The organism is Uliginosibacterium gangwonense DSM 18521 (genome assembly GCF_000373965.1).
GTDB classification, from domain to species: Bacteria; Pseudomonadota; Gammaproteobacteria; order Burkholderiales; family Rhodocyclaceae; genus Uliginosibacterium; species Uliginosibacterium gangwonense.
Genome location: NZ_KB892846.1, coordinates 129,741 through 149,888 on the forward strand (window position 1 = coordinate 129,741; position 20,148 = coordinate 149,888).

General features: G+C 58.9%; 19 protein-coding genes. 10 read left to right on the forward strand and 9 right to left on the reverse strand.

What is annotated here, in order from left to right:
* Nucleotides 1–2: 2 nt before the first annotated feature.
* A complete protein-coding gene (locus tag B145_RS0112080) occupies nucleotides 3–1,181 on the reverse strand; it encodes a DesA family fatty acid desaturase (RefSeq protein ID WP_018607654.1) in 1,179 nt (392 codons plus the stop codon).
* 350 nt (nucleotides 1,182–1,531) lie between these two features.
* On the opposite strand from B145_RS0112080, the gene B145_RS0112085 reads away from it, so the two are divergent.
* The 5 genes from B145_RS0112085 to B145_RS0112105 all read left to right on the forward strand — a co-directional run bounded on the left by B145_RS0112085 (nucleotide 1,532) and on the right by B145_RS0112105 (nucleotide 6,788).
* The gene (locus B145_RS0112085) at nucleotides 1,532–1,735 is read left to right on the forward strand and encodes a cold-shock protein (protein ID WP_018607655.1); all 204 of its coding nucleotides are present in this window, start codon (nucleotides 1,532–1,534) and stop codon (nucleotides 1,733–1,735) included.
* Nucleotides 1,736–2,238: 503 nt separating this feature from the next.
* Complete coding sequence (leuA, locus tag B145_RS0112090; protein ID WP_026259079.1) at nucleotides 2,239–3,903, forward strand: 2-isopropylmalate synthase; 1,665 nt, start codon at nucleotides 2,239–2,241, stop codon at nucleotides 3,901–3,903.
* Between the two features lie 349 nt (nucleotides 3,904–4,252).
* A complete protein-coding gene (locus B145_RS0112095; protein WP_018607657.1) occupies nucleotides 4,253–5,278 on the forward strand; it encodes a hypothetical protein in 1,026 nt (341 codons plus the stop codon).
* A gap of 172 nt (nucleotides 5,279–5,450) precedes the next feature.
* Complete coding sequence (locus B145_RS0112100; protein ID WP_018607658.1) at nucleotides 5,451–6,221, forward strand: hypothetical protein; 771 nt, start codon at nucleotides 5,451–5,453, stop codon at nucleotides 6,219–6,221.
* Nucleotides 6,222–6,461: 240 nt separating this feature from the next.
* Entirely contained in the window at nucleotides 6,462–6,788 is a 327-nt protein-coding gene (locus B145_RS0112105; RefSeq protein ID WP_018607660.1) for a cupin domain-containing protein, read from the forward strand.
* Between the two features lie 58 nt (nucleotides 6,789–6,846).
* Here the strand turns inward: B145_RS0112105 and B145_RS0112110 are convergent, their stop codons facing one another.
* Nucleotides 6,847–7,218, reverse strand: a complete 372-nt coding sequence (locus B145_RS0112110) for a PilZ domain-containing protein (RefSeq protein ID WP_018607662.1) — start codon at nucleotides 7,216–7,218, stop codon at nucleotides 6,847–6,849.
* A 252-nt stretch (nucleotides 7,219–7,470) separates the two neighbouring features.
* On the opposite strand from B145_RS0112110, the gene B145_RS0112115 reads away from it, so the two are divergent.
* From B145_RS0112115 to B145_RS0112130, 4 genes are all read left to right on the forward strand, one after another.
* Complete coding sequence (locus B145_RS0112115; protein ID WP_018607664.1) at nucleotides 7,471–9,891, forward strand: sensor domain-containing diguanylate cyclase; 2,421 nt, start codon at nucleotides 7,471–7,473, stop codon at nucleotides 9,889–9,891.
* A gap of 78 nt (nucleotides 9,892–9,969) precedes the next feature.
* The gene (locus B145_RS0112120; RefSeq protein WP_018607666.1) at nucleotides 9,970–10,272 is read left to right on the forward strand and encodes an ElaB/YgaM/YqjD family protein; all 303 of its coding nucleotides are present in this window, start codon (nucleotides 9,970–9,972) and stop codon (nucleotides 10,270–10,272) included.
* A gap of 7 nt (nucleotides 10,273–10,279) precedes the next feature.
* On the forward strand, nucleotides 10,280–10,666 hold the full coding sequence (locus B145_RS0112125; RefSeq protein WP_051082590.1) for a phage holin family protein: 387 nt from the start codon (nucleotides 10,280–10,282) through the stop codon (nucleotides 10,664–10,666).
* Nucleotides 10,663–10,989 carry a YqjK family protein gene (locus B145_RS0112130; RefSeq protein ID WP_018607669.1) on the forward strand — a complete coding sequence of 109 codons (327 nt, stop codon included), beginning with the start codon at nucleotides 10,663–10,665 and terminating at the stop codon, nucleotides 10,987–10,989. The genes B145_RS0112125 and B145_RS0112130 overlap by 4 nt, the downstream gene beginning before the upstream one ends.
* 13 nt (nucleotides 10,990–11,002) lie before the next feature.
* Here the strand turns inward: B145_RS0112130 and B145_RS0112135 are convergent, their stop codons facing one another.
* The 7 genes from B145_RS0112135 to ppx all read right to left on the reverse strand — a co-directional run bounded on the left by B145_RS0112135 (nucleotide 11,003) and on the right by ppx (nucleotide 17,758).
* Nucleotides 11,003–11,893: a dienelactone hydrolase family protein gene (locus tag B145_RS0112135; protein ID WP_018607671.1), complete on the reverse strand. Its 891-nt coding sequence runs from the start codon at nucleotides 11,891–11,893 to the stop codon at nucleotides 11,003–11,005.
* A gap of 121 nt (nucleotides 11,894–12,014) precedes the next feature.
* Nucleotides 12,015–12,782, reverse strand: coding sequence for a TatD family hydrolase (locus B145_RS0112140; protein ID WP_018607673.1), 768 nt, complete (start codon nucleotides 12,780–12,782; stop codon nucleotides 12,015–12,017).
* On the reverse strand, nucleotides 12,783–13,301 hold the full coding sequence (locus B145_RS27510; RefSeq protein ID WP_157288389.1) for an ABC-type transport auxiliary lipoprotein family protein: 519 nt from the start codon (nucleotides 13,299–13,301) through the stop codon (nucleotides 12,783–12,785).
* 50 nt (nucleotides 13,302–13,351) lie between these two features.
* On the reverse strand, nucleotides 13,352–14,284 hold the full coding sequence (locus tag B145_RS0112150; RefSeq protein ID WP_018607676.1) for an MlaD family protein: 933 nt from the start codon (nucleotides 14,282–14,284) through the stop codon (nucleotides 13,352–13,354).
* 1 nt (nucleotide 14,285) lies between these two features.
* The gene (locus tag B145_RS0112155) at nucleotides 14,286–15,080 is read right to left on the reverse strand and encodes an ABC transporter ATP-binding protein (protein WP_018607677.1); all 795 of its coding nucleotides are present in this window, start codon (nucleotides 15,078–15,080) and stop codon (nucleotides 14,286–14,288) included.
* On the reverse strand, nucleotides 15,077–16,219 hold the full coding sequence (locus B145_RS0112160) for an MlaE family ABC transporter permease (RefSeq protein ID WP_018607679.1): 1,143 nt from the start codon (nucleotides 16,217–16,219) through the stop codon (nucleotides 15,077–15,079). The genes B145_RS0112155 and B145_RS0112160 overlap by 4 nt, the downstream gene beginning before the upstream one ends.
* Before the next feature lie 18 nt (nucleotides 16,220–16,237).
* Entirely contained in the window at nucleotides 16,238–17,758 is a 1,521-nt protein-coding gene (ppx, locus tag B145_RS0112165) for an exopolyphosphatase (RefSeq protein WP_033407053.1), read from the reverse strand.
* A gap of 265 nt (nucleotides 17,759–18,023) precedes the next feature.
* Between ppx and ppk1 the strand changes: the two genes are divergently transcribed.
* Complete coding sequence (gene ppk1 / locus B145_RS0112170; protein WP_018607682.1) at nucleotides 18,024–20,117, forward strand: polyphosphate kinase 1; 2,094 nt, start codon at nucleotides 18,024–18,026, stop codon at nucleotides 20,115–20,117.
* Nucleotides 20,118–20,148 lie beyond the last annotated feature (31 nt).

The following is a 20,148-nucleotide window of genomic DNA, read 5'->3' on the forward strand; positions in this document are numbered from 1 at the left end:
CGTCACCCCGCATTCACATAAGAGCGCAAGCGCAGGGATAGATCCTGCAAAGGCGGCACACCGCTGGTCTCCGCGCGCTGACACCAGCTATCCAACTGCGCCAGAAGCTGCTCACGTGTCGCGTTCGAGCGTGCCCACAGCGCATTGAGTTCTTCGCGCATCTGATGCAGCAGCGCCAACCGGGGGCTCGCCGCCAAAGCATCGCCCAACTGCTTGCGGGCAGCTGCCGTGAGCGAGGCCGCATCGGCAAACAGGCTGGCCCGTAGGGGTTTGATGTCGAAACGCTCGCCATGCTCCTGGCGCAGCCGCCGGAGTTCTCCACCATATTCTTTCTTCAGGGCGCGGACATAGCGTGTCATCACATCGTAGCGATGGGTGATCACGGCCTGAAGCATTTCCAGATCCACCGTTTTGCGTACCACGCCAAAACGGGGCAAGGGAATCATGCGCTTGACCCTGGCGAGCCGCAGCAAGGCCATACAACGGATGTAAAACCAGCCGATATCAAACTCGAACCAACGAGCCGAAAGCTTGGCCGACGTGGCATAGCTGTGGTGGTTGTTATGCAGCTCCTCCCCGCCGATCAGGATACCCAGCGGGAAGATATTGCGGCTTGCATCTGCGCTGCCAAAGTTGCGGTAGCCAAAGTAGTGCCCCACACCATTGATCACACCGGCAGCCCAGAATGGAATCCAGACCATTTGCACCAGCCAGACCAATAAGCCGGGCAGCGCACCGAACAACAGCAGATCAAACCCGAGCATCAGCAGCACACCAAACTTTGAGCCCGGCGTATAGACATGCCGCTCAACCCAGTCGTCTGGCGTGCCTTGGCCGAAGCGGCTCAGGGTGTCAGCATTGCTGGCTTCCTTTACATAGAGCAGCACCCCGCCCCACAGCACGCGGTTGATGCCGTAGACCTGCGGGCTATGCGGATCTTCGGGTGTTTCACAGCGGGCATGGTGCTTGCGATGCACGGCGGCCCACTCCTTGGTCACCATGCCAGTAGTCAGCCACAGCCAGCAACGGAAGAAATGGCTCGGAAGCGGGTGCAGTTCCAGCGCACGGTGCGCCTGATGGCGGTGCAGGAAAATGGTTACAGCGGCAATCGTGACATGCGTCATCCCCAAGGCGGCCAGCACAATGCCCCACCAAGGCAAATCCAACAAACCAGAAAACATGGGCAGCCTCATTTGATCTAGATCAAATTTTAATTCTAGGCATTTGCCACCGCGATGTCATCAAAGTCTTGATAAACCCCCGGTAAACATTGCAAATAGACAGCCCTTTCGTCTGCAGTTTCAGAAAAAAATGGGCACCTGCAACAAAAAAACGAGTTGACAGCAAAATTTCTCTTGCCAAGCCGCGCAGGAACCCGCATAGTCTTGACCACGATTTTCAAGCAGTGTTGTAGTGTTTTGCTCACAGGGCCCCTTTGGCGGCGCACCAGTGGTTAACCCTCCTACTTGATTCTCGTCCATCCGGGGGATTTACCGGGATTTTGTAATTTTTTTATCTGGACGCTTCAAACATGGCAACTGGTATCGTCAAGTGGTTCAACGACTCTAAGGGTTTTGGTTTTATTACGCCGGACGGCGGTGGCGAAGATCTGTTCGCTCACTTCTCCGCAATTCAGTCCAAGGGCTTCCGCTCCCTGGCTGAAAACCAACGCGTGGTGTTCGACATCACCGAAGGCCCGAAGGGTAAGCAAGCATCGAACATCCGCGTTGAATAAGCGCTGATCGATCTGATCACCCAAGAAAAAAGCTCGGCTTAGCCGGGCTTTTTTTTCGCTTTCTGCATGCCTCTATCGCTACCATAGCCCTCCCTCTGCTTGACAAGCACCATCGCAGCCGGGTAAGTTTCTTCTCATGACTTGCTCACAACGGCATTTGCCGAGCACCTTCGTTCTGCTTCCCCTGCACCTTGGTCTGCTGGCCAAGGGTCTGCTGCTGCGCCTGGCGCGCAGATAAAAAACTCCCCCTCGTTCCGGTTTGTTGTCCGTCTGCCACCAGGCAGATCCTTGGCGTGCGTCTGCGCACCCAAAATCTTCCGCCAGGAGATTCACATGTTGCATAAGTCTGAACTGCTTCAGCGACTGCGCCCCGGGCGCCGGGCCAAGTGTTTGTGGCTGCCCGCGCCCATTGGCCTGTATCAACGCATTGCCCAGGCAATCACAGGTCTCACCTCGGCCACTTCACCTGCCCAACGAATGCACTGGAGACGACGATCATGTCCATGTTGAAAAACCCTGCCGAGAAGTACACCGCCTTTGCCCCTATCGCCTTGCCCGACCGCAAGTGGCCTGCCCAACGTATTGAGCGTGCCCCGATCTGGATGAGCACCGATCTGCGCGATGGCAATCAGGCGCTTTTTGAGCCGATGTCCATCGATACCAAGCTCGAACTGTTTGCCATGCTCACCCGCATCGGCTTCAAGGAAATCGAGGTCGCCTTCCCTTCTGCCTCTCAAACCGATTTCGACTTCGTCCGCCGCCTCATTGAGGAAGACCGCATCCCCGAGGATGTGAGCATCGAGATTCTCACCCAGGCGCGAGACAGCCTGATCGACCGCAGCTTTGAAAGCCTTGTGGGCGCACGCCGTGCGATTGTGCATGTGTATAACGCCACCGCCCCTGTGTTCCGCGAAACGGTGTTCAACATGGATCGCGCCGCCTGCATCGAACTGGCGGTACGTGCAGCCAGCCGCATCCGTGAGCAGGCCGAGCGCTATCCGCAGACCGAATGGACCTTCCAGTACAGCCCGGAAGTCTTCAGCTCAACCGAACTTGAATTTGCCCTTGAGATCTCGGAACGCGTGGCAGCAGTCTGGGAGCCAACGACACAGCGTCGGATGATCCTCAACCTGCCAGCCACCGTGGAATCGGCCACGCCGAACGTATACGCCGACCAGATCGAGTGGATGAGCCGCAATCTCTCACGCCGCGAGGCCATCATCATCTCGGTCCATCCCCATAACGACCGTGGCACGGCGGTGGCCGCCGCTGAACTCGCCTTGATGGCGGGTGCAGATCGCGTGGAAGGCTGTTTGTTTGGCAACGGGGAGCGCACCGGCAATGTTGACCTCGTGACCCTGGCCTTGAACCTCTACACGCAAGGCATCGACCCAAAGCTGGACTTCTCCAACATCAACGAGGTGGCCCGCATTGTGGAGGAAAGCACGCAGTTGCCGATCCACCCGCGCCACCCGTATGTGGGCGACTTGGTCTTTACCGCTTTCTCCGGCTCACACCAGGATGCCATCAAGAAAGGCTTTGCCGTTCAGTCCAAGAAGGATACCTGGGCCGTGCCCTATATGCCCATTGATCCACGTGATCTGGGCCGCAGCTACGATTCGGTGATCCGCGTTAACAGCCAGTCTGGTAAGGGCGGCATCGCCTGGTTGCTCGAAACCGGCTACGGTCTGACCATGCCCCGGCGCATGCAGGTCGAGTTCTCCGGCGTAGTGCAGCATGTGATGGACAGCAGCGGCACGGAAATGGAAGCGGGTGACCTGTGGCGGCTCTTCAACCAGACCTATCTGGATGCGGCGGTGCCTTTCAAGTTGCGCAGCCACAGCCTGAAGGAATCGGGGGACGAGCACCGCATCGAATTGTCGATCCTCCATCATGGCAAGGAAGAGCAGCGTCAAGGTCGCGGTAACGGCCCCCTTGCTGCCGCGCTTGATGCATTGGGCACGGCCTGCACGATCCACAGTTTCGAAGAGCGCTCCTTGAGCCATGGCTCCGGCGCCCAGGCCATGGCCTTTGTGGAAATTGCCATGCAAGGCATTCCCGGCACCTTGTTTGGCGCAGGCTGCTCCACCAGCATCACCGAAGCCTCGCTCCAAGCCCTGGTGTCTGCGGTCAACCGGGCGTTTGCTCACCCTGCACGGGCATCCTGAACGACACGACAAGGGGAACCCGACAAGAGTTCCCCTTGCGCTTGTCGCACACCGACAATCGGTAGTCAGCCAGATTAGGAAATTCTTAACCAAGCCCGTAGGATTGCTACGATTGGGCAAATAGCAGTGAAGGGTGCCCCTGTCTCCGTGTAGACTACGGAACGTAAAATCTGGTGAGTTTGGCGGCAAGAACCTGTTTGTGATCTGCCCGCAAGGGAGCACGCGCGGAGCACAGCGCAGCACACAAGCAAAGTGTTGGGGCGGCACATGAAGATTCCGGGCCGTGCGCACGCCACGGCCGCGCCCTCACAAGTTTGCAGACAGGTTCTAATTCAGGAAGAGAGTGCAAATGGATGCAACATATCGGGTCGTATTCTGTGGAGAGGTACTCACAGGATTCGAATTATCTTCGGTCAAACAGACGGCAGAAGTCCGCCTGAAGGCGCCTCCTGCCATGCTGACCCAATTGTTCTCGGGTCGCCGGGTGATCCTCAAAAAAGGCATTACGCTCGATATCGGCAGCCGCTACCTGCAAGAACTCGAAAGCATGGGCATGAAGGCTTCACTGGAGCCAGAAACCGAGGTCCCCGCCGCCCCGGTGGCAGGCATGTCCGCCTCCGCACCCGCGATTGCGCCTGTTCCCAAGGACCTGGGCAGCTACGCCCCGCCCACCGAATCTTCGGTATTTGACACGCGCAATGCTCCGACCGAGGCCACAATCGTCGTGCCGCGCCAGCAGCAACCCCTGCGCGCACCGCCCCCCGCTACCGAACAAACGGTTTTCGTCCCTCGTCCGGACACGTCTGAACGTCCAGCGCCCAATCCCAGTGTGGAACCCACCGTATTCGTCCCCCGCTCGGACAGCATCAAGCGCAACTTCGACTCTGAGCGCACGCTGATTGCCAGCGCAGAAACGCTGGCGGAATATTTCATCCCCAAGGCCTCTGCGCATCCAGCAGACGACCCCTCGCTGCTTGAAGACAGTGGTGCAACGGCTGCCATGCCAGACCCGGTGGAGCACCGTGATGTTCGCGGCTCAAATGACAAAACGGTACTGGCGCCTCCCCCCCCGGCACCGGCGCCGCAGCCCGCAGCCACTTCGCAGCCTTATCGCACCGGCTCCAGCGAAACCACAGTGTTCGTGGCCCCTCGGCGCGGCACATCAGACCCAACCATGACGGGCGCGACAGGTGCACGCCCTGGCGCGCTTTCGGATGAAGCGCGACGCAGCCTGATGGATGAGTACGAGCGTGGCGACCAGGAAGAGATCGATGCCCGCGCCCCCCGTGGTGGCAAGGGCCGCACCCTCCTGATCCTGCTGGTTCTGATCGCTGCCATCGGGGCAGCGGCCTATTACTATTTATTTATGCAATAAGTCCATGCCCCGGTTTTGCAGTTGCAGAGCCGGGGCTGTCTTGCCCCACTGTTTACCTCATACAACAAACCCGTAAAACCGCAAAAAATCGCCCCCAAGTTTTTTGCAGATAAACGATAATTGCTTCACAAAAAACAAACAATATCGTCTTGACGTTTTGGGAGCTTCTTCTATGTTCAGGGTCGTCTTCAGTGGCGAAATCGTCCCGGGGTTCAACAAGCCAGCAGTCATCGCTGCCGCAGCGCAGCGCATGAAAGCTACCCAGGTACAGATCGACAAGGTTTTTTCCGGCCGCAAAGTGACTCTCAAAAAGGGCCTGAGCGACCAGCATGGCGCCTATTACGTGGCCGAGCTGAAGAAGATGGGCATGCAGGTCAGCCTGGAGCGCGAACCTCAATCTCCCCCCGCCAACCAGACTCAGACTGGCAACAAGGGCGACGATATTGGCAAAAGCACGGCGCTGACGGCCTCCATGATTTTTGGCAGCCGCTCGAACCAGGAAGATGACTGGGCCATTGCTTCCATCCACGAATATGCCCGCATGGAAGACATGCGTAATTCGTTTGCAGATACCGACGTCAACCAGCCTTATGTCTACAGCTCGGCAGCAGACCCGGTACTCAGAGACAGTCCCACGCCTCGCCAAGTACAAAGCTTTGCTGGTCTTGGCATGGCTGCAAACAGCCAACCCGCCGCCCCAGTCACGGCCCGAGCCAGTGCAGCGCAATCCTGCTGTTGCCCGCATTGCGGCAAGGCGTTGGACCCTGCCCTGTTTGCCAAAGCCAAGGCTACGGCCACTGCAAACACGATTGCCGCTATGCCGATTCGCCCTGGAGACTCCCTGCAGGTGTCGCCCAATACCCAGCAAGATAAGCCCGAGGGATCATGGGCACGCTTGACGGCCAAACTCAATCGCATCCTGCCCAAACAATCTGCCGCATAGCAATGCGATGGGTCGGCCCCCTGCTTCGTAGGGGGCTTGGCGCCCCAAAGCAGAAGTTCGCCCGGGTTTAGCGCAACTCAGCGCAAAACACGTATACCGGGGACATGTACCGCCCCTGCATCACGATTTTGCCCAAAAACGGCCAATTTTGGAGATAATAGCGGCTACTTGCCAGAGCGCAATTAGGGTTAATCTGGTGATCAGTTAGAATCAAGCACTTTTTTCGCGGGAGCACCAACCATGTTCGTATTTAACAAAGACTGCGTGATGGAAGACCTGGGCAGCGGCGTCAGCCGCAAGATTCTTGCCCACAACGGCAAGATGATGCAGGTTGAAGTCCACTTTGCCGATGGCGCCATTGGCCCCATGCACAATCACCCCCATGAACAGCTGACCTATGTGCTGTCGGGCGAGTTTGAATTCACCATTGGCGACGTGACCAAGATCGTCAAGGCGGGCGACACCCTGTACAAAGAGCCGAACATCATGCACGGCTGCACCTGTCTGAAGGCAGGCATCCTGCTCGACACCTTCACCCCGCAACGCGAAGACTTCCTGAAGAAGTAAGCGCCTGCCCACTGAAAATGGGAGTGGAACAAAAAACCGGCATTTTCGCCGGTTTTTTTTATGATGCAGCCCGGACTGCAGCCCGAATGCGTTGTCGAGCCACCTCTGGCAAATTCACGTACTCCAAGCCCAACTGTACCTCGGCCCCCCTAAGTACCTGGAAGATCACCTTGCAGGTGAAGCTTGTCACCAAGTAGTTACCCGGCTTCTGCACATCTGGCACAAACGCGGCAATATTGATCGAACTGCCCGTGGAAAAGGAATACATGGAAAGAATCCGCAATCCCCCTTCGGAAACATCCATCACGTAACCGGGTTTTTTCTCTCCCGTGGGCAATAAAATCAGCATCCGCCAATGAACACGGCGGCGTTCGAACGAGCGCTTTTCAGATACACCAAAACTGTTTGTCACATCACCACTATCGTTCATCGCTACACTTTCCTGGGCCAGATGAGGCTGGGCCGACCATAGCCATAATTATCACCGTTCCAGACTACGTTGCACCAGCGTATTCCGTTTTTTTCCCATCAACCCAAACCGCCTTGTGCAAGACCGCACCCACGCCACGCAGCATATGAACCACCTGATGCGTGTAAAGTGAAGACCATACGGGCAATGCGCACATCTGCAAGAAAATTCGTGCCACGATAAAGGGACATTCTGCTTGCTCAGCCTGTGTTGATGAAACAACCCGGATTCCCCGCCAACGAATCAGAACGCTTGGCTTGGTTACACGAATTGGCCTTGCTGGAAACCCCGTCAGAAGAGGCGTTCGACCGCATCACCCGTTTGGCAGCCACCCTCTTCAAGGTTCCCGTCTGCCTCATCTCCTTGGTTGACGCGCATCAGCAGTGGATCAAATCACGCCAGGGCATTGAACTGGATTCCATCCCAAGGGCCACCTCATTCTGCGGCCATGTGGTCGCAAGCGAACAGGCACTGGTCGTCCCGGATGCGACGCTTGATGAACGCTTTGCCGACAACCCGCTGGTCACTGCATCACCCTTCATCCGCTTCTACGCCGGGGTGCCCTTGCGTGATACCCGGCAGTTCTCAATCGGCACGCTCTGCCTGATCGACCATGTTCCCCGCCAAATTGATCAGGACACACTGGCGCAGCTCCAGGCACTGGCCAGCATGGTCATGGATGCCATCCACCTGCGCCAACGTACCGCCGAGTTGCTTGCCACCTACAATCTGTTCTCTGATGGCCCGATCGCCATCCTCAGCTTCCAAGCCCACAAAGACTGGCACGTCCTCTATGCATCCAGCAATACAGAACCCCTGCTCGGGCTGGCCGTGGGGAGGACGCGGGCGCCGGACTTCCGGTTGGAAGAGGTCATCCATCCAGAAGACCTCCCTTCGCTGCATAATTGCTTGGCAAGCCTATACAACGGCCTCTACACATCACGGGAATTGAATATCCGCCTGATGCCTCACAATACCGTTGTGCACCACTTTTTCATGGGGCTCAACGCGGTCTACGGATCTGATGGCTCAATCCGCCTGATCCAGGCCTACCTGTTTGACATCAGTCGGCAAAAACAACTTGAAGCCTCACTGGAAAGCGCCCGCCAGCGGCTGACCCTGGCGCTGGAAGCGGCCAATCTTGGCACCTGGGACATCAATCTGCAAACCCGGCAGGGCGTGCTGGATCAACGTGCTGCAATCATCCTGGGGCTGTCTGTCGATGAAGGCACCAGCAGCTATGACACTTGGGAAGACCGTATTCATCCTGCCGACCACCAAGGCCGGAAAAAAGCCCTTGAGGCCCATCTGGCCGGAGTCAGTCCCGGCTTTTCCTATGTATTCCGTTTGCGTCATCTGGATGGGCACTACGTATGGATAGAGTCGCATGGCCGTGTGGTCAGCCGCGACAGCCAGGGAGCACCACTGCGGATTGTGGGTACCCACCAGGACATCTCCCAAAAGAAGTGGGAAGAAGAGAACCGCGACCGGCAACAACGCTTGCTGGCCCTGCTCTCGGAATCGCAACAACACTTCCTTTTGGCCCGTGACACACAAAGCGCCCTGCAAGATCTGCTGGAACCACTCATGTCGATTACAGATGCGCGTTTCGGCCTGATCGGTGAAGTCGTGATACACGAAGACAAGACGAGCACGCTGGAGATTCCCGCCCTGAGCAACAAGCCTTTCAGCTCAGGCACCAGCCGCCTGTTTGCCCCTCACACCCAGGCTTACAACGGTAAGCTCAGCATTGCCGCCTTTGAAAATGCAGCAATGCGCCGGGTGCTGAAACGTGGCAGTACCCTGATCTCAAACGAGGCGCAGACCTTGGGGCTGGAAATGCTGGCCCCAGAGGTCATCCCCAGCCTGAACTCCTTCATCGCCCTGCCCTGCCTGTACAACAATGTGGTGCTGGGCGTCATCGGCCTGGGCAACCGGCCCGGCGGATTCGACCAGGACATCGTCCAACTCCTGCAACCACTGGCGCAAGCGCTAGGACTGCTGATGCACGCCCGCGAGGTGGAAACCGCACGCCAAAAGGCCGAGGTGGAACTGCATCGGCTGGCCACCACCGATGCACTGACCGGCATCCCCAACCGTCGCGTATTCCTGGAACACTGCGCAGAGGCGATGGAGATGCACGGCCGCTATGGCGGCGTTTTCACCCTGGGGTTGATCGATATTGATCATTTCAAAACAATCAACGATGTCTATGGCCACCAGGTAGGTGATCAGGCGCTCAAGGCTGTCACCCAAACCGTGGCGGCGGGGCTACGCAGCACCGATCACTTTGGCCGGGTTGGCGGCGAGGAGTTTGGCATCTTGCTGCCCAACACCAATGAACATGACGCTGTAATGCTCTGCGACCGTCTGCGCCACGCAGTAGAAACCATGCAGGCAAGCCATGACCACCTAAGCTTCCAGATATGCGTGAGTATCGGGCTTGCCCAGATAGACGCCAGTTGCAAGAACATTGAAGAATTGATGGGGCATGCTGACCAGGCGCTTTACAAGGCCAAGAACAGCGGCCGCAACTGCGTATTCAGCCACAAGGGCATCACCCGGCAAGACATCATCAAGAACTGCGCACCTGAGCTACATGAAGCCCCGCCACCAGAGCATCCATCCGTCTGAAACGATGCATTGTTCACCCCACCCGGCTATATCGAGATATGATGTATGTGATTTCTCAATCCCCACAAGGAGTTGACCATGAGTGATCTAGCAGAATCCCGCGACAAACTGATTGCAGACCTGAAGACCGTGCTTGCCGATACAGATGATCTGTTGAAGATCACCGCTGACAATGCCTCTGGCAAGATTGCCGAAGCCCGTGAAAAGATCAAGGGGCGCGTTGATGCCGTCAAAGCCCGTCTGGCCGAAAGCGAAGTCGCGGCGGTAGCCAAGCAGGCAGCCAAGACCACGGACGCCTTCGTGCAGGAAAACCCGTGGAAATCCGTTGGCATAGCCGCCGGAGTCGGGCTGGTGATCGGGCTTTTGATCGGCCGCCGCTAAAACACCCATGAGCAACGACCAGCCAACAGGCTTTCTGGGGAGGCTGCGGCGGCTTGCGGCTTCCTCAGTAGGGATGCTTGAATGCCGGGTCAGCCTGTTTGCCACCGAGCTGGAGGAAGACCTCCTGCAGCTCGGTACTGGCATGATCCTGCTCATGCTCGCCGCATTGTTTCTGGCCTTTGGCCTGCTTGCCCTGCTGGCTTTTGTCACTGTATTGCTTTGGGATAGCCACCGCCTATTGGCCTTGGGCCTGTGTACCACGATCTTTGTGGTTGCAGGTCTGTGGTGCGCCACCCTTGCCGCCCGCAAGCTCAAATCCGGCAAGGAATTCTTGGGTGCCACGCGGGCAGAGTTTGAAAAGGATCGCAAAGCTTTCAGCAGGAGCCTGCCTTGATCCGCTCGCCCGAATATCTGGCTGCCCGGCGCAAAGCGCTGGTCGCCCGGGCAGATAATCTGCGTCAGACGATGGGCGAAGACCTCGTCGTGCTGTCAGAGCCACTTGGAAAAATCAGTCAGGCCGCCGCACAGGCCCGCCCCTTCTTGCGCTATGCCCCGATCATTGCGGGCGCAGGTGCCGCCCTGCTGGTCTGGAAGCGGCCACGCCGCATACTGGATGCGGGACACAAACTGATCTCGCTGTGGCAGTACTGTGTGCCACTTGTTGCCATGCTCAAGAGCATCCACCCCCGGCAAGACCCAGCCGCCGGGGAGGATTAAGGTCTGCTGACACTTACCCCAGATAGCGCTGCAGGAATTCCACCGTTCGCTGCCACGCCAGCGTTGCGGCCTTGGCGTCATACCGTGCTGCATTGGTGTCATTATTGAAGGCGTGATTCACTCCGTCATACACATGCAGCTCATAGGTTTTGCCAGCCGCTTTCAAAGCTGATTCAAAGCCGGGAATCCCGGCATTGATGCGCTCATCCAACCCGGCGTAATGCAACAGCAACGGCGCCTTGATATGGCTGATCTCCTCCGCCTTGGGCTGCATGCCATAGAAAGCCACCCCGGCATCCAGATCAGGCGCCACCACGGCCAACTGATTGACCGCTCCTCCACCCCAGCAAAAACCAAGCGCCCCGCACTTGCCGCTGGCTTGGGGGTGGTGTTTGAGGAATTGAAGGGCGCCAAGCGAGATTTGATCAATCGTTGCAGGCGTGAGTTGGGCGATCAGATCACGCGCCTTGTCCTCATCTGCGGGCGTGCCCCCCAAACCGCTCAGGTAATCCGGGGCACATGCCAGAAAACCTGCCAGGGCGAGGCGGCGGGTAATGTCCTGAATGTGGGGATTCAGGCCACGGTTCTCGTGAATAATGATGACTGCAGCCAGCTTGCCAGAGGCCGCCTTGGGCCAGGCCATATAGGCGCTGACAAGCCCGGCTGCACTGGCAAAGCCCGCCGTTTGCGTTGCCAGCCGCGCATCCCCTTCCGGCAACACTGCGGCCTGGGCGTAATTGTTTTCCAGAAAGGGCAAAAGTGCCGTAGCAGCGGTCACACTGCCCGTTACGGCGGTCAGGCGTTTCATGAAAACACGCCGGGGCAAGGGCGCGTGGGTATACTCGTCATACAGCGCAATGACTTCCGGACCGATGACGGGCCTGTTGGACGATGGTGCATTCATCTTGGGGTATCCTCTTGTTGGGTCAAACAGACGGTTTTAACAACCGTTCTCTGGATACCTGCTGACGACCAAGCAACAAATCAGCAGGTTCGCCTATGCACTATACGCCAAGCCCACCGTGCTACAAACCAAGAACCTCGCAAGCATTACGGGTGGTAGCCTCGGCCACGGCGTCAAGCGGCAAGCCACGCAGGTCTGCCAGGATCTGCGCAAAACGGGCGACATTGGCAGGCTCGTTGCGCTGGGCAGGCGCCCAGGCGGGCGGAATATCTGGCGCGTCAGACTCCAGCACGATGGATTCGAGTGGCATGCTGGCCGCAAGCTGACGAATCCGGCTGGAGCCTGAATAGCTCATGGCGCCCCCAAAGCCCAGCTTGAACCCCATCTCGATGAATATGCGGGCCTGCTGCACGCTGCCATTGAAGGCATGCGCAATACCACCGCGCACGGGGTGGCGGCGCAGGTATTTGAGCACTCGGTCCTGCGCCCGACGAACGTGCAGCAATACCGGCAGATCAAAAGCCTTGGCGAGCTTGAGTTGCTCGATGAAAAACCATTCCTGCAGCTCGGGATCAGCATCAGCCACAAAACCATCCAGGCCGATTTCGCCCAACGCACAAGCCCTTCCGCCTGCCAGCAAATCACGCAGGCGGGCAATATCATCCTCATGTGCCTCTTTGACGTAGAGCGGATGAATGCCAAAGGCACAGGCACTGCCCGGCAGCGCCTGCACAAGCTCGGCCACTGCCGTACAACTGGGCAAGTGAATGGCGGGCAGAACGAAGCGCCCGACCCCCGCCGCGTGGGCAGCCTGGACCACCGCCTCGCAGTCTGCGGCAAACTCCGGCGCATCCAGATGAAGGTGGGTATCGATCAGGCTCACGGCCATCTATTGCTGCTTGCAGAATTGCTCAATGTCACCCGTGATCCAGGCACTGGTCTGGTCCGCCAGGGCGATCACCGCATCACGCAAACCTTGCGCCTGGGCGGAGGGTTCCACCTTGGGCACCGGCACGCGTACATCCACGATGCGCTTGAACACGGCAGTCTTGCCGTCCAGCGACAGGCGCAGGGTTCCTGCCAGCAGCGCGGAACCCTTGCCTTGGGCATCAATCTCCAGAATGAAATCCGAGAGCAGGAAACTCAGGCGGCATCGCCCGGTCGGCTCCACAGGCAGCAGCCGCGTCAACGCCTGATCGACCAGGGTGGCAGGCGGTGCAGCCCAGCGATTGAAGGCATACACCCCGCGTGTGGTGGGGTCGGTCGCGTTCCGGTAATGCATCGACAACCCCGCTACCACCGGCGTGGAGCTGACTGTCACCGTGCGTAGCGGCAAGGCGGGGCGTGCCAGCGTGCGGAAGCCACCGCCTAAATCATGTTGCGTCAGCGGCGGGGATGCCTGGGGCATCAACCCGCATGCCGAAAGCAACAGAAAGGATAGACAAAGAATCGGCTTTTTCATGGCTTGGCCGTAGAGGTTTCGCCCGGTCCGGGCTGCTGTTGACGCTTACCCAGCAAAAGAAGCTGCGGCGAACGTTCCACATCATCCAGCACGCGGCTGAGCTGTTGGGTGTTGGCTTGCAGATCAAGCACCAGTTGATTCACACGGGGTAAGGTATCTGCGGTAATGCTGGCCTGCACATCGGCGCCCAAGTGATCAATGCGCGCGCCTGCGGCATCCACCTTGGCCAGCGCCTTGCGAAAGTCATCCACTGCCGGGCCCAGCTGTTTGCTCACCGTCTGGAATTGTTCCAGCGTGTTGCTCAGGCGTTCGGCATTTTGCGGGGAGGAGAAACGACGCATGTCGGCAGATAGCGCAGCCGTCTGTGCCAGGGTCTTTTCCAGATGGGCGGAACTGGCCGCCAGATTCTTCAAGGTGGTATCGATGCGGCTGATATTCTCTTCGCTCATCAACTGCTCAAAGCGCTCTGAGCTGGTTTTGAGCCGCGCCACAATCGCCTGCCCGGCCTCGGTAATCTGCTCAAGTGCGCCTTGCTGCATGGCAATGATCGGCGGTAGTTTCCCCAGCCGTACCGGCGGCGCGGGATTGCTGCCATCGTCATCAAGCTGCACAAAGCCCTGCCCGGTCAGCCCCTGGAGGCCGATCTTGGCGTGCGTGCCACGGGTGATCGGCACATCGGACTCGATGCGGATGGTGACATAGACCTCACGCGAATCCTGCAGATCCACATCCACCACCTTGCCTACCCGCACCCCACGGAAACGCACCGGTGCCTGGGGGTTCAGGCCCGTCACGCTCTTGGGCGATATGACCAGGTATTCACTCATGTTCTGCCCGCCGCTGGAAAACCACCAGAATGCAGCCACTATGAGGCCGCCCAACAGCAGCGTAAAGGCGCCTACCCACAACGCATATGCTCGGTTTTCCATGCTACGAACCTGCCTCCTCGGTCTCGTCACGCTCACCCACCGCTGAACGATAGCGGAAGAAGTTATTGATAAACGGGTGATCCACGGCGTGCACTTCTTCAAGACTCCCTGTGGCCAGTATACGATGTTCGGCCAGCACCGCAACGCGATTGGCCAATGCAGAAAGCGTGTCCAGGTCGTGGGTGACAAATACCACGGTCAGCCCCAGTCCTTCATGCAGGCTGCGGATCAGTTCGACGAAGCGGGCGCTTCTCTCGGGGTCCAGCCCCGCAGTTGGTTCGTCAAGCAGCAAAAGCTCCGGCTCCAGCGCCAATGCACGCGCCAGGGCCACGCGTTTGATCATGCCGCCGGAGAGCTGGGCGGGCATCAGCATGGCATGCTGGGGCTTCAACTGCACCAGTTCCAGGCGGCTCATGACCATGGCCAGGATTTCATCTTCGTGCAGGCCACCACATTCGCGCAAGGGGAAAGCAATGTTGTCATACACCGTGAAGGCGGAGAACAGCGCGCCCTGCTGAAACAGCACCCCGGCCCGGCGACGGCGTGCAAAACGCTCAGCGCGAGGGCCCGCCTGTAGCGGTTCCCCGAACAGTTCGATGCTGCCCGCATCCGGGCGCTGCAAATCAATCATCTGGCGCAGCAGCGTCGTCTTGCCCGCACCCGATCCGCCTACCAGCGCCAGCAAGTCACCCCGGTACACATCCAGGTCCAGATCCTGGTGCACCCAATGTGGGCCATAACGGGTCTGGATGCCGCGCATCCTGATGACGGGGGAATGCCCTTCGCGCTCACTCATCGCAAGGGCACCCCTATTCCACGGGTGAGCATGGCAAACAACGCATCCAGCAGGATCACGCTGGTGATTGCCGTGACCACCGAGGCCGTGGTGTTGGCCGACAGACTTTCGGTATTCGGTTTGACCCGCAAGCCAAAGTGGCAGGCGATCAGCGCGATGGCTGTACCAAAGACAGCACCTTTGGCCAGACCGATATACAGGTTCTCGATGGGCACCACGTTGGGCAACACCGAAAAGAAATATGCCCATTCAATATCCAGCAAAAGTTGGGCGCATACCATGCCACCCGCAAGCGCCGCCAATGAGGTCCAGGCCACCAGCAAGGGCATGGCGCAGGCCAGCGCCAGCACCTTGGGCCACACCAGACGCTGGTGGCGCGACACGCCCATGGCCGAGAGCGCATCAATCTCTTCCGTCACCCGCATCACCCCAAGCTGGGCGGTGATGGCTGAGCCAGAACGCCCGGCTACCAGAATGGAGACCAGCACCGGCCCCAACTCACGGATGATGCCAATGCCCAGGATGTTGATGATCAGGGCTTCTGCGCCGAAATTCCGTAGCTGCAAGGCCGACAGGTAACTGAGCACCACGCCGATCAGAAAGCCCACCAGGGCCGAGATCGGCATGGCGCGAAGCCCCGTCTTGTAGAGCGCAGCAGAAAATTCCTTGAACGGAATGTTGCGAGGCTCAATCACCAGACGCAGCACTTCCAGCACCACCAGCCCCAGCATGGTGGTGAAGTCGTACAGATGGGAGGCTGCCCCCAGCACCCATTCCCCCACCACCCGCACGGGGCTGAGCCAATCGATGGGGGTATGCGGCAGGCTTTGATGTGCCGCGTTGCGAATGCGGTCAAACGCGGCCCGCTGGATGTCACTCATGATCACCGAGGCAGGCTCCGTCTTGCCCCAGCAGCGCAGCAGGAGCAAGGCGCCAAAGGCATCGATGCGGGTAACCGCCGACAAGTCCCACTCCGTGAGATGCTGTGTTTGCAGGCGCAACTGGGCGCGCAGGATCAGCAGACGTGGGCGCAGCGCAAATAGGCACCAGTCGCCACGCAATACCACACGCGAGCCTTCACGCGCCAATGATGGCGGCGGAGCATGCGACAGGGCTTCAGCGTGGGCGCGGGTTTTCATGCGGGCCTCGGCGGATACCTAAACAGCCTGCGCGGGCACGGTGCCGCGCTCGACCTGAAGACGGAAACTACGCCCCAGGCGTTGCCACTGCTGCTCTTCTTCCTTGAGTGCGGCGGCAGTGAGAGGGAACTCTTGCAACCAGTTGTGCGACACCACAGCCACGTAGCCGCGCCGATCCTTGCCGATCCGCAACAAGGGCGTGGTGCGATCGTTGCGGGCACGGTTGAGGATGACCGACAGACGCAGGCACAGGATCAGCTCCCAACCTGCCACGCTGGGGGTGGTGGTGATCACCCGCTCCAGCTTGCCACGGTGGGCCAGCGCGAGCCGGGCCAAGCGGGCTTGATCCATGCGTGAGAAGCCCGGCATGTCGGCATTCGAAACAATGTAGGCGGTGTGCTTGTGGTAGCTGGCATGGGCTACCGAGAGGCCAATCTCATGTAGCAACGCAGCCCAGCCGAGGAAGCGGCACTCATTTTCCAGGTTGAAATGCTCGGGCTCGACGTTTTCGTACAGGGACATCAGCAATTGTTGCGCAGTTTCAGCCACCCGGCGCGCCTGGGCCTCATCCACCTGATAGCGCTGCACAAAGTTGCTAACCGTGGCGTCACGCAGATCATGGCGGTGGTAGCGCCCGAGCAGATCGTAGAGCACCCCCAGACGCAAGGCGCCTTCGGAAAAAACCATGTGTTCCAGGCCAAATTCGGCAAACACCGCCAACATGATTGCCACTCCACCGGCAAAGACTGGCAGACGATCAGCCTTCACACCTTCCAGGTCCAGGCGATCCACATGCCCGGCCTTGAGCATGATGTGGCGCAACTTCTCCAGCCCTTCGCGGGTAATACCGGGCACGGGAGACAATCCGTTGAGTTCGAGCGCATCGCAGATGGCTTTGGCACTGCCGCTGGAGCCCACTGCCAACTCCCAGCCCGTCGCCCGGTAAGCCTGCGAGATCAGTTCCAGTTGCTGGCGCGCAGCCAGCTCCGCTTCTTTCATGGCCGCCCGGGTGATCACCCCACCGGGGAAATATTTCAGGCTGAAACTCACGCACCCCATGTAGAGCGATTCAAGCTGCAAGGATTCAAAATTGCGCCCGATGATGAATTCCGTGGAGCCCCCCCCGATATCCACCACCAGTTGCTGCAAGACGGGGTTCGGCAGGGTATGGGCCACACCCACGTAGATCAGGCGCGCTTCTTCGCGCCCTGCAATCACTTCGATGGGAAAACCCAGCGCCTCTTCGGCCGCGATCAGGAATTCATTGGTATTCTTCGCCACCCGTAATGTGTTGGTGGCCACCGCCCGCACAGCATCGACGGGAAAGTCGCGCAGGCGCTCGTTGAAGCGGCGCAGTGCCTCAATGGCGCGAAGCTGGGCCGGGCCATCAAGCAGCTTGTCCGCATTCAGGCCCGCAGCAAGGCGCACCGGCTCCTTCAGGTTATCCAGCTCATAGATCTGGTCCCCTACAATACGACCAATCATCAGGCGGAAACTGTTTGACCCCAGATCGACTGCACACACTAGCTCATGAGACATCAAGGACTAACCTTCGTGGTACCGGCAACATAGCACAGTAGAAAATTCTAGCATCCGCCGGACAAACGGTCGGTGAAAAATCTCCCTATCTTGATGGATGCACCCCTTTATGCGCCTCAAGGCTCCCCTTTGGTCACTCGTTCATCAAAACGTCATCGAAATGTCACAAAATAGAGGTCGACCCGATACAGTACGCTGGCACACTCCCTGCAGCACAAGCGAGCCAAGCAGTACAACCACACACTTGAGTGAGACAGGTTCCGATATGCCTTTGATTGAGAATCGCCCGGTAGCCCCCCCGGAAAACCTATTCAATAGAGAACTCTCCATCCTTGCCTTCCAGCGCCGTGTGCTGGCCCAGGCAGCCGACGAGACCATGCCACTGCTCGAACGCTTGCGCTTTCTGTGCATCGTATCGAGCAACCTTGATGAGTTCTTTGAAATCCGCGTGGCCGGTGTGCGCGAACAGGTCAAGCTGGGGGCGACCGCCCTGGTCAATGGCATGTCGCCTCAAACACTGTACAAACAGATCAGCCGCGAGGTGCACACAATCGTCGCCGAGCAATACCGGCTGCTCAACGACGACATCCTGCCGCGTCTGGAAGAGCAGAACATCGTCTTCCTGCGCCGCTCGCTCTGGAACGAGGCGCAGCAGGCGTGGATCAAGCAGTATTTCCTCTCCGAAGTCATGCCGGTGCTCACCCCGGTTGGGCTGGACCCCGCCCACCCCTTCCCCCGGCTTTTGAACAAGAGCTTGAACTTTGCGGTGGAACTCGAAGGGCGCGATGCCTTTGGCCGCAATTCCAATGCCGCCATCGTCCAGGCACCTCGTGCCCTGCCCCGCGTGATCCGCCTGCCTGCCGAACTCACCGGGGTGGACAACGGCTTCGTCTTCCTCTCCTCCATCCTCCACGCCCATGTGGGCGAACTCTTTGCAGGCATGAACGTGCTGGGCTGCTACCAGTTCCGCGTCACCCGCAACAGCGATCTGTTTGTGGATGAAGAAGAAGTCAAAGACTTGCGTATCACCCTGCAGGGCGAACTCCAGCAGCGTAACTTTGGCAACGCAGTGCGCCTGGAAGTACCCGACAACTGCTCGCCGCAGATCAGCGAATTCCTGCTCGAACAATTCGGGCTGGACCGTGAAGAACTCTACCGTGTGCCTGGAATTGTCAATCTGGTGCGCCTGATGCAGGTGCCCGACTGGGTCAATCGCCCGGACCTCAAGTTCCAGCCCTTCCAACCTTCCGTTCCCAAGGGGCTGGACAAGCGCGACGATATCTTTGCCAGCATCCGCCACAACGACTTGCTGATGCACCACCCATTCCAGAGCTTCTCGCCTGTCATCGACATGCTCCGCGCCGCAGCGGATGACCCACAGGTACTGGCTATCCGCATGACGGTGTACCGCACCGGGAATGATTCCGAATTGATGGAGCAGCTCCTCAAGGCCGCGCGCAAGGGCAAGGAAGTCAATGTGGTGGTCGAACTGATGGCCCGCTTTGACGAAGAAGCCAACATCAGCTGGGCCGCCCGCCTGGAAGAAGCAGGTGCCCACGTCGTCTATGGCGTGTTCGGCTACAAGACACACGCCAAGATGCTGCTCATTGTGCGCCGCGAAGACAATGGCAAGGGCCAGCAGATCCTCAGGCGCTATGTGCACCTAGGAACCGGCAACTACCACCCGCGCACCACGCGCTTCTACACCGACTTCGGGCTCTTCACCGCCAACGAGGAAATCGGCGCGGACGTGCATGAGGTCTTCAAGCAGCTCACCGGTCTGGGCCGTGCGCAAAGCCTGCACCACCTGTGGCAGTCGCCCTTCTCGCTGCAACCCAATGTGGTCGCTGCCATCGATGCCGAAGCCGAGGCCGCCCGTGCCGGGCGCAAGGGCAAGATCATGGCCAAGATGAACGCGCTGCTCGAACCGCAAACCATCCAGGCGCTCTACGACGCCTCCCAGGCGGGCGTGGAGATCGACCTCTTCGTACGTGGTGCCTGCGCTCTCAAACCGGGAGTCGCCGGGCTGTCTGAAAACATCCGCGTGCGCTCCATCGTCGGTCGCTTCCTGGAACACTCCCGCGTGTTCTATTTTTATGCCGACGGCGAGGAAAAGGTCTACCTCTCCAGCGCCGACTGGATGGATCGCAACTTCTTCCGCCGCATCGAAATCGCCTTCCCGGTGCTGGATCCCAAGCTCAAACGCCGTGTGATCAAGGAAGGGCTACGCCCCTACCTCACCGACAACAGCCAGGCCTGGGAACTGGATGGCGACACCGGCGAATATAAACGCCGCAACCCACGCGGCGCCCGCCATAGCGCACAGGATCTATTGATGCAGGAGTTCGGCAAGATCTAAACCTGTTCATAGTCTTACTGCGAGGCCGTGA

Excerpts from the sequence above, each read along its gene's own strand:
- B145_RS0112140 (WP_018607673.1), bottom strand. The coding sequence starts at position 12,782 with ATGGCCGTGAGCCTGATCGATACCCACCTTCATCTGGATGCGCCGGAG.
- B145_RS0112095 (WP_018607657.1), top strand. The coding sequence starts at position 4,253 with ATGGATGCAACATATCGGGTCGTATTCTGTGGAGAGGTACTCACAGGA.
- B145_RS0112155 (WP_018607677.1), bottom strand. The coding sequence starts at position 15,080 with ATGAGTGAGCGCGAAGGGCATTCCCCCGTCATCAGGATGCGCGGCATC.
- B145_RS0112125 (WP_051082590.1), top strand. The coding sequence starts at position 10,280 with ATGAGCAACGACCAGCCAACAGGCTTTCTGGGGAGGCTGCGGCGGCTT.
- B145_RS0112100 (WP_018607658.1), top strand. The coding sequence starts at position 5,451 with ATGTTCAGGGTCGTCTTCAGTGGCGAAATCGTCCCGGGGTTCAACAAG.
- B145_RS0112115 (WP_018607664.1), top strand. The coding sequence starts at position 7,471 with ATGAAACAACCCGGATTCCCCGCCAACGAATCAGAACGCTTGGCTTGG.
- B145_RS0112135 (WP_018607671.1), bottom strand. The coding sequence starts at position 11,893 with ATGAATGCACCATCGTCCAACAGGCCCGTCATCGGTCCGGAAGTCATT.
- B145_RS27510 (WP_157288389.1), bottom strand. The coding sequence starts at position 13,301 with ATGCCCCAGGCATCCCCGCCGCTGACGCAACATGATTTAGGCGGTGGC.
- ppk1 (WP_018607682.1), top strand. The coding sequence starts at position 18,024 with ATGCCTTTGATTGAGAATCGCCCGGTAGCCCCCCCGGAAAACCTATTC.
- B145_RS0112105 (WP_018607660.1), top strand. The coding sequence starts at position 6,462 with ATGTTCGTATTTAACAAAGACTGCGTGATGGAAGACCTGGGCAGCGGC.
- B145_RS0112120 (WP_018607666.1), top strand. The coding sequence starts at position 9,970 with ATGAGTGATCTAGCAGAATCCCGCGACAAACTGATTGCAGACCTGAAG.
- B145_RS0112110 (WP_018607662.1), bottom strand. The coding sequence starts at position 7,218 with ATGAACGATAGTGGTGATGTGACAAACAGTTTTGGTGTATCTGAAAAG.
- ppx (WP_033407053.1), bottom strand. The coding sequence starts at position 17,758 with ATGTCTCATGAGCTAGTGTGTGCAGTCGATCTGGGGTCAAACAGTTTC.
- leuA (WP_026259079.1), top strand. The coding sequence starts at position 2,239 with ATGTTGAAAAACCCTGCCGAGAAGTACACCGCCTTTGCCCCTATCGCC.
- B145_RS0112160 (WP_018607679.1), bottom strand. The coding sequence starts at position 16,219 with ATGAAAACCCGCGCCCACGCTGAAGCCCTGTCGCATGCTCCGCCGCCA.
- B145_RS0112080 (WP_018607654.1), bottom strand. The coding sequence starts at position 1,181 with ATGTTTTCTGGTTTGTTGGATTTGCCTTGGTGGGGCATTGTGCTGGCC.
- B145_RS0112150 (WP_018607676.1), bottom strand. The coding sequence starts at position 14,284 with ATGGAAAACCGAGCATATGCGTTGTGGGTAGGCGCCTTTACGCTGCTG.
- B145_RS0112085 (WP_018607655.1), top strand. The coding sequence starts at position 1,532 with ATGGCAACTGGTATCGTCAAGTGGTTCAACGACTCTAAGGGTTTTGGT.